Annotated in this window: 10 protein-coding genes; 4 read left to right on the top strand and 6 right to left on the bottom strand. The window is 70.3% G+C overall.

The genetic code is table 11. From position 1 onward, the window contains the following. Window positions 1–110 precede the first annotated feature (110 nt). Window positions 111–1,232: an exonuclease domain-containing protein gene (locus tag GA0111570_RS03490; RefSeq protein WP_175557303.1), complete on the top strand. Its 1,122-nt coding sequence runs from the start codon at window positions 111–113 to the stop codon at window positions 1,230–1,232. A gap of 174 nt (window positions 1,233–1,406) precedes the next feature. On the opposite strand, the gene amrS is transcribed toward GA0111570_RS03490, so the two are convergent. Beyond that, on the bottom strand, window positions 1,407–2,555 hold the full coding sequence (gene amrS / locus GA0111570_RS03485) for an AmmeMemoRadiSam system radical SAM enzyme (protein WP_245703006.1): 1,149 nt from the start codon (window positions 2,553–2,555) through the stop codon (window positions 1,407–1,409). A 117-nt stretch (window positions 2,556–2,672) separates the two neighbouring features. Next, window positions 2,673–3,098 carry a thioredoxin gene (gene trxA, locus GA0111570_RS03480; protein WP_092606397.1) on the bottom strand — a complete coding sequence of 142 codons (426 nt, stop codon included), beginning with the start codon at window positions 3,096–3,098 and terminating at the stop codon, window positions 2,673–2,675. Between the two features lie 169 nt (window positions 3,099–3,267). Here trxA and nifJ point away from each other — a divergent pair, with 169 nt between their 5' ends. Both nifJ and GA0111570_RS03470 read left to right on the top strand, forming a co-directional pair. Then, entirely contained in the window at window positions 3,268–7,095 is a 3,828-nt protein-coding gene (gene nifJ, locus GA0111570_RS03475) for a pyruvate:ferredoxin (flavodoxin) oxidoreductase (RefSeq protein WP_245703005.1), read from the top strand. A 14-nt stretch (window positions 7,096–7,109) separates the two neighbouring features. Then, entirely contained in the window at window positions 7,110–8,108 is a 999-nt protein-coding gene (locus GA0111570_RS03470; protein ID WP_092606395.1) for a dihydroorotate dehydrogenase-like protein, read from the top strand. A 12-nt stretch (window positions 8,109–8,120) separates the two neighbouring features. On the opposite strand, the gene GA0111570_RS03465 is transcribed toward GA0111570_RS03470, so the two are convergent. Then, on the bottom strand, window positions 8,121–8,669 hold the full coding sequence (locus tag GA0111570_RS03465) for a YdcF family protein (protein WP_139283129.1): 549 nt from the start codon (window positions 8,667–8,669) through the stop codon (window positions 8,121–8,123). Window positions 8,670–8,802: 133 nt separating this feature from the next. Between GA0111570_RS03465 and GA0111570_RS03460 the strand changes: the two genes are divergently transcribed. After that, window positions 8,803–10,191 carry an IS1380 family transposase gene (locus GA0111570_RS03460; protein WP_092606391.1) on the top strand — a complete coding sequence of 463 codons (1,389 nt, stop codon included), beginning with the start codon at window positions 8,803–8,805 and terminating at the stop codon, window positions 10,189–10,191. A 241-nt stretch (window positions 10,192–10,432) separates the two neighbouring features. Here GA0111570_RS03460 and GA0111570_RS03455 read toward each other — a convergent pair whose 3' ends face one another. The 3 genes from GA0111570_RS03455 to GA0111570_RS03445 all read right to left on the bottom strand — a co-directional run bounded on the left by GA0111570_RS03455 (window position 10,433) and on the right by GA0111570_RS03445 (window position 13,989). Further along, complete coding sequence (locus GA0111570_RS03455) at window positions 10,433–10,738, bottom strand: encapsulin-associated ferritin-like protein (protein ID WP_092606389.1); 306 nt, start codon at window positions 10,736–10,738, stop codon at window positions 10,433–10,435. 327 nt (window positions 10,739–11,065) lie between these two features. After that, on the bottom strand, window positions 11,066–12,337 hold the full coding sequence (locus GA0111570_RS03450) for an IS256 family transposase (protein WP_092607119.1): 1,272 nt from the start codon (window positions 12,335–12,337) through the stop codon (window positions 11,066–11,068). A 113-nt stretch (window positions 12,338–12,450) separates the two neighbouring features. Further along, entirely contained in the window at window positions 12,451–13,989 is a 1,539-nt protein-coding gene (locus GA0111570_RS03445) for an ISL3 family transposase (RefSeq protein WP_425438603.1), read from the bottom strand. Window positions 13,990–14,081 lie beyond the last annotated feature (92 nt).

Genomic DNA, 14,081 nt, shown 5'->3' with positions numbered 1-14,081 from the left:
ACCGGATGTGACTCCGCCCGCACTCGCCGTCCATGCGGGTCTTGATGTCAGCGCTGCTGGCTACGATCCGTCGGGATGGGTCGGTCGTCGCCCCACCAGGAGGCTTCGACATGGCATTGGATTTCGTGGCGATCGATTTCGAGACGGCGAACGGGGCGCGCACTTCGGCCTGCGCGGTCGGGGTCGCGGTGGTGGAGAACGGCCGCCTGACCCACCGGGACTCGTGGCTGATCCGTCCGCCGGGGCCGGCCACCCGCTTCGAACCGCGCAACATCCAGATCCATGGCATCACCGCGGCCGACTGCCGTGCCCGCGGCATCGGGTGGCCGGAGACCGAGCGCCGCCTCAGCACGCTGACCCGGGACCGGATCGCGGTGGCACACAACGCCACCTTCGACCAGGGCGTCTGGGCGGCGGCCAACGGGGTCACCGGGATCGGGTCCCGTACGGCCGCGTTCTGCTGCTCGCTGGAGCTGGCGCGACGTACGGTCGACTCCCCCAACCACAAGCTGTCGACGGTTGCCCAGGCCCTGCGGCTGCCGCCCTTCGCGCACCATGACGCCGGCGAGGACGCCCTCACCGCCGCCCGGATCGTGCTGGAGGTCGCGCGGCTGCAGGGCCTGCACGCCCTGCACGAACTGTGGCCCTCCGGTCCGCGGCCGGGACTGCCGGGCACCGGCGCGGGCGTGGGCACTGGCGTGGGCACTGGCGCAGGAGTCGGCGCCGGGGTGGGCCCCGGCCCCCAAACCGGCGGCGACCGGCCGGCCATGCCCAGCCGGGACAGGGGGTACCGGCGCGAGGTGCACCGGCCGACCTCGGGCCCCTCGCTCGCCGACCCGACCGTCCCGGTCCCGACGTCGCTGCGCGGTGAGGTGGTGCTGATCACCGGCCAGTTCGAGTTCGCCGAGCGCGAGGAGGCGATGGCCCGGATCGAACGCGCGGGCGGCCGCAACGTGAAGTCCGCCACGCGTGCCCTGACGCTCCTGGTCATCGGGGCCGGCCGTGACGCCCGGCGACCGCCGCTGACCGGCGCCACCACCAAGGAGCGGTGCGTGGTCGAGAAGCTCGGCCAGGGCCAGCGGATCGCCGTGATCGGCGAGCCGGAGCTCCGCGAACTGCTGGCCAAGCGGACCGCGCCGGATCCGGTCGTGATCATCCCGAGCAACGTGGGCGTCCAGGGTCTCCCGGCCATCAGCACACCTGACACCCCAGGCGCCCACTCAGCCCACTGAGCCCGCTTCTACTTCTTGATCGTCCACCCGAGACAGTGGAGGATCAAGAAGTGGGGACGCCGACACGACGGGCGATCAAGAAGTGAGCACGCGGGCGTCGATGACGGCGATACCCGCACCCGCTCCGGTCCTTGGGTCCTGGTCCCGCACCCGCTCCCGCCCCGCGGAAGCCGATCAGTTCCCGAGCCGGATCGGGATCCGCCGGGCCCCGAAGTCGCCCGGCCGGTCGTCGAACGCGCCCGGCAGCACGGCCCGGCACTCCGGACAGCGCCCCTGGGACGTGATCCGGTAGCGCTGCACGGTGTGGCCCTCGCGCTCGATCAGCGCGGCGCCGCAGCCGTGGCAGTACGTCGTCCCGGTCGCGGGCGTGCCGGCACCGCCGGAGTACACGTAGCGCAGGCCCACCTCCCGCGCGATGTCGACCGCACGCAGCAGCGCCTCCGGTGGGGTGGGCGGCACGCCGGCCAGCCCGGAGGCGGCCAGCCCGGTCTCCGGCATCCGCGGATCGGGCCGGTAGGCGCTGAAGTGCAGCGGCACGTCGGGTCCGAGCTCGTCGTGGATCCAGGTGCACATCGCGCGCAGCCGGTCCGGGGCGTCGTTGTGGCCGGGCACCAACAGGTTGGTGATCTCCAGCCAGGTCGAGGTGCGGTGGCGTACGTAGATGAGCGTGTCCAGCACCGGGCGCAGGCTGCCGCCGATGAAGGACTGGTAGAACTCCTCGTCGAACCCCTTGAGGTCGATGTTGGCGGCATCCATCACCCCGAACAACTCCCGGCGCACCGCGGGCATCATGAAGCCGGACGTGACCGCGACGGTCCGGACGTCCTGTACGTGGCAGGCCCGGGCGATGTCGATCGCGTACTCGGGGTAGATCGCGGGGTCGTTGTAGGTGAAGGCGACGCTGGTGGCCTGCCACTGGTGCGCGGCCGCGGCGATCGCGCGGGGCGAGGCCTCCTCGGCCATCCGGTGCACCCGCTTGGCCACCGCCTCGTCCCAGGTCCGGCACGGCCGGCAGGACAGGTTGCAGCCGGCGGTGCCCAGGGAGAGCACCGCGGTCCCCGGATGGAAGTGGTAGAGCGGCTTCTTCTCGATCGGGTCCAGGCAGAAGCCGGACGCCAGCCCGTACGTGGTGAGGACGATCCGCTCGCCCTGCCGGACCCGGACGAAGCACTTGCCGGCCTCGCCGTCGGCCAGTTGGCACTGGTGGGGGCAGACGTCGCACTGCAGTCGACCGTCGCCGACGTGGTGCCACCAGCGGGCCCGCTCGGCCGTGCCCGCGGCGGCGGGTGGAAGTCGGTGCCCGGGACCAGCCAGCTTGCCCACGGGTTCCATCCCCAACCTCCCCGGTGCCGTTGTGTCGAAAGTCTATCGAGCGGGGTGCCGCGGCGTGGGCATCCGTGGCAACTCCCCCGCTGTTGCCAAATGAGCCTCCGCGCCGCCTCAGCCGACCGCCCGGTCCAGCCACGTCCGCAGGTGGTTCAGCGGCATCGCCCCGCTCTGGCGCGCGACCTGCTGGCCCTTCCGGAACACCATCAGCGTCGGGATCGACTGGACCTGGAACCGCGCCTGCACCAGCGGGGAGATGTCCACGTTCACCTTGACCAGCTTCAGCTTGCCGGCCCGCTCGGTCGCGAGCCTCTCCAGTGCCGGCGACACCTGCCGGCACGGGCCGCACCAGGGCGCCCACAGGTCCAGCAGCACCGGCACGCCGGCGGTGTTGACCACCTCGTCGAAGCTCTGGTCATCGGCGTCAGCGATCCAGGGCAGCGGCCGGTGGCAGTGCGCGCACTGCGGCACGCCCTTCGCCACGGCAGGAACACGGTTGCGGGTGCCGCACGAGGGGCACGCCACCACATGGTTGGCCATGGGGCCATTCTCTCCGTAGCGTGCAGCCGTTGGGGTGACATCTGGGTGCTTTATCTAGTTTCAATAAAGCTCCCTAAAGCTTGTAAGGATCGGGCACCACACCCCCGTTCGCTCCTCAGTGCGAGAATGTCCTACGTAGCGTCGTAGGCGGCGAGGCGAGGAGAGCAGCATGAGTACACCGGAAGCCGGCGGCATCACGGCCCCCAGCGTCACACCCGAGGGCATCACGGCCCCCAGCGTCACACCCGAGGGCATCACGCCGGAGAGCATCACGGCCGACAGCATCGCTGCGGACACCAGCTCCGACGACATGATCCCCGACGACACCATCCCCGACGACGCCACCTGGGTGACGGTCGAAGGCAACGAGGCAGCTGCCCGGATCGCGCACGCCCTCAGCGACGTGATCGCGATCTACCCGATCACCCCCTCCTCCGCGATGGGCGAGCTCTCCGACCAGTGGTCGTCCCAGGGGCGTACGAACCTGTGGGGCTCGGTCCCCCAGGTGGTCGAGATGCAGTCCGAGGCCGGCGCCGCCGGCGCGCTGCACGGGGCGCTGACCAAGGGCGCGCTCGCCACCACGTTCACGGCCTCCCAAGGCCTGCTGCTGATGATCCCGAACATGTACAAGATCGCCGGCGAACTCACCCCCGCCGTGCTCCACGTCGCCGCCCGGACCGTCGCGACCCACGCGCTGAGCATCTTCGGGGACCACTCCGACGTGATGGCCGTCCGCCAGACCGGCTGGGCGATGCTGTCCGGCACCGGGGTGCAGGAGTGCCAGGACTTCGCGGCCGTCGCACACGCGGCGACGCTGCGCTCCCGGGTACCGTTTCTGCACTTCTTCGACGGCTTCCGCACCTCGCACGAGATCACCACGATCCAGCAGCTGCCGTACGAGGCGCTGCGCGCGCTGGTCCGCGAGGAGGACGTGCTCGCCCACCGCGAGCGCGGCCTGACCCCGGACCGCCCCACCGTCCGCGGCACCGCGGAGAACCCGGACACCTACTTCCAGGCCGCCGAGGCCGCCAACCTCTTCCACGACGCTGTCCCGGCGATCGTGCAGGAGGTCTTCGACGACTTCGCCGCCCTGACCGGGCGCGCCTACCACCTAGTCGACTACGTCGGCGCGCCCGACGCCGACCGGGTCGTGGTGGTGATGGGTTCGGCCGCCGGCACCCTGGCCGAGACCGCCGCCGAGCTGATCGAGCGCGGCCAGAAGGTCGGCGTGCTGACCGTCCGGCTCTACCGGCCCTTCCCGGTCGAGCAGTTCCTCGCCGCCCTGCCGCGGACCGTCACCTCGCTGGCCGTCCTGGATCGTACGAAGGAGCCCGGCGCCCCCGCCGAACCGCTGCACGCCGACGTCCTGACAGCCCTGGCCTCCCAGGACCGTACGCCGGACGAGCTGCGCCCGCGGGTGATCGGTGGCCGCTACGGGCTGTCCAGCAAGGAGTTCACCCCGGCGATGGCCAAGGCGGTGTTTGACGAACTGGCGAAGTTCGATGAGCTGGCGAAGTTCGACGCACCTGCGATGTCCCACGGCTCGGCGAAGTTCGATGCCCCCAGACCCGCTCCGAAGAAGCGCTTCACCGTCGGCATCACCGACGACGTCACCCACCTCTCCCTGGACGTCGAGACCGGCTTCCGGGTGCCGAGCGAGGCGCTGTCGGCGGTGTTCTACGGCCTCGGCTCCGACGGCACCGTCGGAGCCTCCAAGAACTCGGTCAAGATCATCGGCGAACAGCCCGGCAAGCACGCCCAGGGCTACTTCGTGTACGACTCGCGCAAGTCCGGCGCCACCACGATCTCGCACCTGCGCTTCGGCACCGAGCCGATCCGCTCGGCGTACCTTGTGCAGGAGGCCGACTTCGTGGCGGTGCACCAGTTCGGGCTGCTGGAGTCGATGCCGACCCTCGACCTGGCCATCCCCGGCGCCACCGTGCTGCTCAACTCCCCCTACCCGGTCGAGGAGACCTGGGCGCACCTGCCGGTGGAGGTGCAGCAGATCATCATCGAGCGCTACCTGGAGCCGTGGGTGATCGACGCGGCCGCCGTCGCCAGGGCCGCCGGGGTCGGCAAGCGGATCAACACCGTGATGCAGACCTGCTTCTTCTACCTGTCCGGCGTCGTCGCCCGCGAGCAGGCGCTGCCGGCGATCAAGGCGGCGGTGGAGAAGACGTACGGCAAGCGCGGCCGTACGGTGGTCGAGCGCAACTTCGGCGCGATCGATGCGGCGGTGGCCAACCTGCACCGGCTTCCGGTCCCCGACCTGGCCGATTCGGCGGCGCACCGCCTGCCGCCGGTCCCGGCCGAGGCCCCCGACTTCGTCAAGCGGGTCACCCAGACGATGCTGCACGGGCGCGGGGACCTGCTGCCGGTCTCCGCGCTGCCGGTGGACGGCACCTGGCCGACCGGCACCTCGCGGTGGGAGAAGCGCGCCACCGCCGAGGAGATCCCGATCTGGGACCCGAGCATCTGCATCGACTGCGGCAAGTGCGCGATCACCTGCCCGCACGCCGCGATCCGGATCAAGGTGATGCCCGAGTCCGACCTGGCCGGCGCGCCGGCCACGCTGCAGTCCAAGCCGTACAAGGACCGCACGCTGAAGGACCACCGCCTGATCGTCCAGGTCGCCCCCGACGACTGCACCGGCTGCGGGATCTGCGTCGACGTCTGCCCGGCCCGGTCCAAGACCGAGGTCAAGCACAAGTCGATCAACCTGGAGCCGGCCCGCGAGCACCGCGAGACCGAGCGGAAGAACTACGACTTCTTCCTCGACATCCCCGAGATCGATCGCACGCAGGTGCGCCACGACCAGGTCAAGGGCGTGGCGCAGTTGCAGCCGCTGTTCGAGTACTCGCTGGCCTGCTCCGGCTGCGGGGAGACCCCGTACCTGAAGACGCTCACCCAGCTGTTCGGGGACCGGATGATCATCGCCAATGCGACCGGCTGCTCCTCGATCTACGGGGCGAACATGCCGACCGTCCCGTACGCTACCGACCCGCACGGGCGCGGCCCGGCGTGGTCGAACTCGCTGTTCGAGGACAACGCCGAGTTCGGGCTGGGCATGCGGCTGGCCTGGGAGCAGCAGCACGCCGACGCGCGCCGGCTGCTGGCCGGCTGGCGCGACGTGCTCGGGGCCGACCTGGTCGAGGCCCTGCTGGGCGCCGACCAGTCCGACGAGGCCGGCATCGCAGCCCAGCGCGAGCGGGTCGAACAGCTCAAGGAGCTACTGGAGGCGCACCCGCACCACCCCGGCGCGGCGCAGTTGGCCTCGCTGGCCGACGAACTGGTGGAGAAGGCGATCTGGATCGTCGGCGGCGACGGCTGGGCGTACGACATCGGCTCGGGCGGCCTGGACCACGTGCTGGCCTCGGGCCGCAACGTGAACATCCTGGTGCTGGACACCGAGGTCTACTCCAACACCGGCGGGCAGGCGTCCAAGGCGACCCCGCGCGGGGCGTCGGCCAAGTTCGCCGCCTCGGGCAAGGCCGGTGCGAAGAAGGACCTGGGCCTGATGGCCCAGTCGTACGGCAACGTGTACGTCGCGCAGCTGGCGATCGGGGCGAACCAGCAGCAGACCATCCGGGCGATGCAGGAGGCTGCCGCCTGGGACGGCCCGAGCCTGCTGATCGCGTACAGCACCTGTATCGCGCACGGCATCGACATGGAGACCTCGATGAGTCACCAGGCCGACGCGGTCGCCAGCGCCCACTGGCCGCTGTACCGGTTCCGGCCGGGGGCCGAGGACGAGGCGCATCCGCTGCACCTGGACTCCAAGGCGCCGACCAAGCGGGTGTCCGCCTTCATGAACGGCGAGACCCGCTTCACCATGCTCCAGCGCACCGACCCGGAACGGGCCGCTGCGCTGGCCGCACTGGCCCAGTCCGACGCCGACGAGCGGTGGCGGCACTACTCCCAGATGGCCGGGCTGACGCGCAGCGTCATCGCCGAGCCCCACCCGGACGCCACCGCGCATCCGGCCGACGACGAGTGACCCGGAGGACTTTCGTGCGTACCGAACCCGACCTGACGACCTCCTACCTCGGCCTGCCGCTGCGCGGGCCGGTGATCGCCTCCGCCGGACCGTGGACCCGGACGGTCGACAAGCTGGCCAAGCTCCAGGACGCCGGCGCGGCAGCCGTGGTGCTGCCCAGCCTGTTCGAGGAGGACGTGATCGCCGAGGAGCTCGAGCTCGCCGACATGATGGACACCGGCGAGGAGTTCGCCGAGTTCGCCTCCCCGCCGGCCCCGCTCAGCACGCTGCCCGAGGTGGGCACGACGCCGCACCTGCGGCTGGTCGAGGAGGCCAAGGCTGCCTTGGAGATCCCGGTGATCGCCTCGCTGAACGCCACCCACCACGGGTCCTGGGAGCGCTACGCCCGCCAGCTGGCCGAGGCCGGCGCGGACGCCCTGGAACTCAACCTGTACACAGTCGGGGCTGACCCGGCGCTCCCGGCGGCCGAGCTCGAGTCCCGCCAGATCGACATCATCTCCTCGGTGGCGAACTCCATCGACGTCCCGCTGGCGGTGAAGGTGTCCGCCTACTACACGTCGTTCTCGCACTTCGCTGCGGCGGCCGTCGCCTCCGGCGCGGACGGCCTGGTGGTGTTCAACCGGTTCTACGCCCCCGACATCAGCCTGGAGACGCTGAAGGTCGAGCCGCGGCTGTCCCTGTCGCGCTCCGACGACCTGCGGCTGTCGCTGCGCTGGCTGGCGATCCTGCGCGCCCAACTGGCCGACACCGGCCTGGCCGCGACCGGCGGTGTCCACGGCTGGGGCGACGTGGTGAAGGCCCTGCTGGTCGGCGCCGACGTCGCCTGTACGACCGGCGCGGTGATCAAGGACGGCCCCCAGGCCATCACCGCGATGATCAAGGGCGTACGCGGCTGGCTGGACGAGCACGAGTACGAGTCGGTGGAACAGTTGCGCGGCTCGATGTCGGCCGCGTCGGTGCCGGACCCGTCGGCGTACGAGCGCGGGCAGTACCGGACGATCGTCACGAGCTGAACCGGACCCGGGTCAGCGCTCCCAGGGGAGCCTGTCGTGACAGCCCGGTGTCACGGCCACCTTGAGCATGGCTCCGGTCTCGTACGCGAAGGCCCTCAGCCAGACCCACAGGCCGTGCTCGGGGATCGCCACCACCCGTACGGTGCCGGGGAAGCACCGGCCCATCAGGATCCTGATCCGCGGCACGTGGCTGGTCTGGCTGACCACCGTGACCGACGTCCATCCGCGCTCCTGAGCCAGGCGCGCGAAGGCCTCGGCTTCGCCCTGGGTGGTCTCCGGGGACGGGGTGATGCAGGTCAGCCTGGGGTCGTCGCACGCCCGGTACATCGGCCAGTCGGCGATGCTCCGGGGACGGGAGACGACGACCTGTCCGATCCGCAGATCGGGACGATCCTGCAACGCCGCGTGCCCACCGTCTGAGGAGAGGAAGAAGGTCGCATCGGTCGTGGCAGGGACGTCGACCCGGGGGAAGGCGAAGACGACAGTGCAGGCGACCAGCCACACCACCAGCAGTGCCACCGCACCGAAGACCAACCGGTGGAGGGGTCGCCGCGCTTTCACGCCCGAACGCTAGCCTCGCCCTTTCATGTGGGGGCGTCCTGAGGGGTGGGCCGGATATGTGAAAGTGCTCCTGGCTAGGGAGAATGGGAGTGTCTAGATCACATTCTGGCCCGTAGCAAGGAGCACCTTCGAGGTGAAGCATACCGGCTCGTATCCGCGCGTCCATGTCGACCGCGCCCACGTCCCAGCAGCCGGGCAGGCCGGAGGTCTGCTGCTGGTCGAGACAGTCCGGGCGACCGGCCTGGACCGGGCACTGTCCGTCGAGTTGGAGGGCTGGCGCAAGCCGACCGCGGTGCACGACCCGGGCAAGATCCTCTGCGATCTGGCCCTCACGTTGGCGTTGGGCGGGGACTGTCTGGCCGACATCGCCCAGCTGCGCGAGGAACCCGGCCTCTACGGCCGGGTCGCGTCCGACCCGACCGTCTCCCGCCTCATCAAGGTGCTTGCGTCCGATGCTGATCGTGCTGTCGCCGCGATCGGGCGGGCCCGCAAGGCGGCCCGCCAGAGCGCCTGGGCGCTGGCGGGTGAGGCGTCGCCGGCGGCCCGGGCGACGCTGGCGGATCCGTTGGTGATCGACCTGGACGCCACCCTGGTCACCGCCCACAGTGACAAGGAACTGGCCCGACCGACGTTCAAGCGCGGCTACGGCTTCCACCCGTTGTGCGCGTTCGCCGACCATGGCCCCGACGGCACCGGCGAACCCCTCACCATCCTGCTGCGGGCAGGCAACGCGGGCTCGAACACCGCCGCCGACCATCAGAAGGTGATCGCCGACGCGCTCGACCAGGCCGGGTTGGGGCCACGTCCCGGCCGGCGGGTCCTGGTCCGCATCGACGGCGCCGGCTCCACCAAGGACACCATCGCGGCGCTCACCCGGCGCCGGGTCGCGTACTCGGTCGGGTTCACCCTGCCGATGAACACACCCGAGCTCTATCGGCTGGTCCCGGAGGGCATCTGGGAACCGGCCTACAACACCGACGGCCAGCCCCGCGACGGCGCCGACGTCGCCGAGTTCACCGGCCTGCTCGACCTGGCCGGCTGGCCGGCCGGCATGCGCGTCATCGTCCGGCGCGAACGGCCCCATCCCGGCGCGCAGCTGCGGTTCGACGACGTCGACGGCTACCGGTTGACCGCGTTCGCGACCAACACCCTCCGCGGCCAGTTGGCTGATCTGGAGGTCCGCCACCGGCGCCGAGCCCGCTGTGAGGACCGGATCCGCAACGCCAAGGACACCGGCCTGACCAACCTGCCGCTACACGGGTTCGACGCCAACCGGATCTGGTGCCAGATCGTCGCCCTGGCCGGGGAGATCACCGCCTGGATGGGACTGCTCGCCCACCCCGACCACCAGGCCCGACGGTGGGAACCGAAACGGTTGCGCTACCGGCTCTTCACCATTCCGGCCACACTCGTACGCAGATCCCGCCGCATCGTGGTGCATGTGTCCGCCCGGCACCGCTGGTCCGGGCTGGTCGAAGAAGCGATCGGCAGGCTGCGGGGCCTACCGGCCCCGGCCGGCTGACCGCCGGCCATCCCCGTCGACCACCATCTGAAGGACCCCGCAGGCCTGGACAGCCCGCCACCGCGTCGCCACGCGGACCGTTGTCACACCCACCTGCCACAATCAGCCCACGAGCCGGAGATCCCAGCCCAGACAACGACCAGACCCGGCCCCATGAAACATCGAGGCTAGCAGCGGCCGCCAAGTGGCGCGCCGGCACGCAAGCTGTGCCTCTCCCTCTGCAACGCTCCCCTCATGCCGGCTACTTGCCGCCGGTGGCCTCGTCCTCGACCTCCGTGATGCTGCCGGAGGTGAACAGGTAGGTGTGCAGCTCCTCGTCGAACTTCGCGTCGTGGCGCCGCAGCCACTCGATCAGCATCGCGGCATGCTCCTTCTCCTCGTCGCGGTTGTGCTCCAGGACTTGGCGCAGGCTGTCGTCGGTGGTCGCCTCCGCGCGCTGGGCGTACCAGTCGACGGCCTCTAACTCCTCCATGATCGACACGATCGCGCGGTGCCGGTCGAGGGTCTCGGGGCTCAGGTTCTGCTCGTGCAGGTGCTCGCTGCTCATCGGTGCTCCTGATCGGTAGAGGTGACAAAGCGATCCTGCCAGCCCGGCCCCCTGCAAACCAGAGGGCGCCCAGCTCTCCGAAGCCTCCACGACCAGCCCACGCGGTACAGCGCGCCGGGACGGTGGGGTGGAGATCTCAGTCAACTGCTGCTTCGTAGTCATCGGTGCGATCCCACATCCCAGACATCGCTTGGGCCCTACTCCAGACCCGAGTTGCGTCCGACCCGACCGTCTCCCGCCTCATCAAGCTCCTCGCCTCCGATGGGGTCTGATGCTCCTATTCTGGGGTCTGTCCAGAAAACGGTGTAACTGGGTTGTTGTTGTCGGTCAGGGACGAGCGGCGGAGAGCCGTCCGTCGAAGGTGATGTCGAACGCGTTCAGGGCCTGCTTCCAGCGTTGGGTCCACCGTGCCCTGCCCTTGCCTGTGGGGTCCAGGGCCATGATCGCCAGGTAGACACACTTCAGCGCGGCCTGCTCGTTGGGGAAGTGGCCGCGGGCCTTGACGGCCTTGCGGATCCGGGCGTTGACCGACTCGATCGCATTGGTCGTGCACACGATCCGGCGGATCTCCCGGTCGAACTGCAAGAAGGGCACGAACTCGGCCCACGCGTTCTCCCACAACCTGACGATCGCCGGGTACTTCTTGCCCCATGCTTCGGCGAACTCGAGGAAGCGTTCCTCGGCCTGCTCGACGGTGGAGGCCTGGTAGACCGGCTTCAACCCCCGGGAGATCGCGTCCCAGTCCTGGCGGGCCGCGTAGCGGAAGCTGTTGCGCATCAGGTGGACGATGCAGGTCTGCACGATCGTGGCCGGCCACACGTTGGCCACCGACTCCGGCAGTCCCTTCAGACCGTCACAGACCAGCATCAGCACGTCCTCGACGCCGCGGTTCTTGATCTCGGTCAGGACCTGCTGCCAGTACTTGGCGCCCTCCCCGCCGTCGCCGGCCCACAACCCGAGAATGTCGCGGTTGCCCTCCACGGTGACGGCCAACGCGACGTAGATGGGCCGGTTGGCGACCTGCCCGTCGCGGATCTTGACGTGGATCGCGTCGATGAACACCACCGGGTAGACCGGGTCCAGCGGTCGGCCCTGCCACTCGGCCATGCCGTCCAGGACCTTGTCGGTGATCGTGGAGATCGTCGTTTTGGAGACCTGCGAGCCGTAGACGTCGGCCAGATGCGCGCTGATATCGCCGTGCGTCATCCCGCGCGCCGACAGTGACAGCACCACGTCCTCGATCGAGCCCAGCCGCCGTTGCCGCTTGCGCACCACCACGGGTTCGAACGTGCCGGCCCGGTCCCGGGGCACCTCGATCTCGACCGGCCCGGCCTTGGTCAGGACCGTCTTGGACCGGGTCCCGTTGCGGCTGTTGCCGACTCCCTCGTCGGTGCGCTCGTGCTTCTCATAACCCAGGTGGGCGGTGATCTCGCCCTCCAGGGCCGACTCCAGCACCATCTTGGTGAGCTGGGCCAACAGCCCGCCCTCACCCTCCACCGACAGGCCCTGACGCTGCGCATCACCGACCAGCTGCGCTACCAGCGCCCGGTCCACCACCGGCGACTCGACCGTCGTCGTCACGTGTTCCTCAACCTCCATCAGGGCCGACTCAACCACCGGCTCGACCTGCATACTCATCGTGTACCTCCTGGATCGGAGTTACACCGTTGAAAGGGCTCTGGCGCACTTTCGGTGGTGGGGGCCGATGGCGCTCAGCCGAGGAGGATGCGGTGGCGTAGGAGGGCGAAGCCGGCGCGTCCGTACATCTGGCGTTTGAGCATTTTCGTCCGGGTGTTGACGCCCTCGGTCCTGCCGTTGTGGTGGGTGGTGGTGATCGCGGCGATGACGGCGTCGCGGTCCTGTTCGATCCCCCGGACGAAGGAGTGCACGTGGGGCAGGTCCGCCGCCCGGGCGGCAGCGGCCCAGGCCTGGAGTGCGGCGGCGTTGGACTGGTCGGGCTTCAGAAGGGCGGCGAACGCCCCGACCAGGCTCAGCGCGGCGGTGATCTGCGGGCAGGCCCCGGCGAGCTGGCCGAGACGTTCCTGCTGGCTGGTGGTGAGCTTGTCGGGCCTGGTCAGCAGAAGGCGGGCGGCACGGCGGGGTGACAGATGCGCGCGGTCGTCCTCGGCGCGGCCCTGGTTCAGGTAGCGATACAGCAGGTTCGCACTGCCTTGGTAGCCCAGCTCGCGGATCTCGCGCAGCAGCTGTTGGACCGCAACGCCGGGCTCTGCTGCGCGGCGGCTGCGCAGGTGGTCGCGGTAGGGGTCGACCAGGGTGGAGCGGTAGGTCGGGACCCGCTGGAGGCGTTCGGGGGCGCTGGCGCGGGCGTAACGCTTGACAGTGTTCAACGACAGGTTCAACCGGCGGGCACAGTCCAGCAGGCCGACGCCCTGCTCCAGCAGGCCATGGACCTGGGTCCAGCGTTCGGCGGTGGTGGCGGCCCGTGGCCCGTCCTGCAGGCCTGTCGCCGAGGCCCAGCAGGTCGAGTGCGCGGCGACTTCCTTGGCCACGGCCTCACCCAGGCCGTGCCACAGGTGCCAGCGGTCGGAGACCTGGACGGCGCCGGGCAGCGCGTCCCGCACCGCTTGGGCGTAGGCCGTCGAGCCGTCCCGGCACACGGTCTGCACTCCCGGATGCTCGCGCAGCCAGTCCGTGACTGGCTGCGCGCCTCGTCCGGGGATCACATCGATCCGGGCGCCGGTGGTGGCGTCGATCATCACGGTGGCGTAGGTGTGGCTGCGGCGCAGCGCGAAATCATCGATCCCCAGCACCGTGGGCACCGCCCGCTCGGGCAGTGCGATCCCCATCAGTGTCCGCAGGGCGGTGTCGCGCCCGGCGCCGATCCCGACCACGGGCAACAGCCGGGCCGAGGCCCTGCCGGCGAGTTCGCGCACCACGGCCCGGACCTGCTCCCTCAGCCGGACAGTGCGGCGCTGGTAGCGCTCCAGCAGGCCCGGGACCTGTTCCCGGAACGTCCGGCGCGCACAGCCGGTGACCGGGCACCGCATCCGGCGCACCCGCACGCGGACCAGCACACGGCGTCCGTCGACGGGCACATCCGCCGGCCTGCGCTCGCAGAAGGCGTGAACCCTGCGGGTCGGCGTCCCGCACGCGGGACACTCCACTGCCTCGCCCCTGGTCGAGGCCCGGACCACGATCACCTCGCCGGCGTCCTCGACATCCTCGATCACCAGCGCCGCCAGCCCCGAGAACACCGTCCTGACCAGCTTGTTTGTCTCAACCACGACCAATCATGGTAAGGCCACAGCCCACCCCGACCGTTGATCCGTCACCCACCACCGAAAGTGCGCCAGAGCCGTTGAAAGTACAGTCCCGAGGAGAG

This window comes from Raineyella antarctica, from assembly GCF_900092135.1.
Taxonomy (GTDB): domain Bacteria; phylum Actinomycetota; class Actinomycetes; order Propionibacteriales; family Propionibacteriaceae; genus Raineyella; species Raineyella antarctica.
The sequence above is the reverse complement of the archived record's forward strand: the minus strand, read 5'-3'. Positions and strand labels throughout refer to the sequence as shown.

What these genes read in the sequence shown, in the direction of transcription:
- GA0111570_RS03490 (WP_175557303.1), top strand. Translation starts at nt 111, where the DNA reads ATGGCATTGGATTTCGTGGCGATCGATTTCGAGACGGCGAACGGGGCG.
- nifJ (WP_245703005.1), top strand. Translation starts at nt 3,268, where the DNA reads ATGAGTACACCGGAAGCCGGCGGCATCACGGCCCCCAGCGTCACACCC.
- GA0111570_RS03455 (WP_092606389.1), bottom strand. Translation starts at nt 10,738, where the DNA reads ATGAGCAGCGAGCACCTGCACGAGCAGAACCTGAGCCCCGAGACCCTC.
- GA0111570_RS03450 (WP_092607119.1), bottom strand. Translation starts at nt 12,337, where the DNA reads ATGGAGGTTGAGGAACACGTGACGACGACGGTCGAGTCGCCGGTGGTG.
- trxA (WP_092606397.1), bottom strand. Translation starts at nt 3,098, where the DNA reads ATGGCCAACCATGTGGTGGCGTGCCCCTCGTGCGGCACCCGCAACCGT.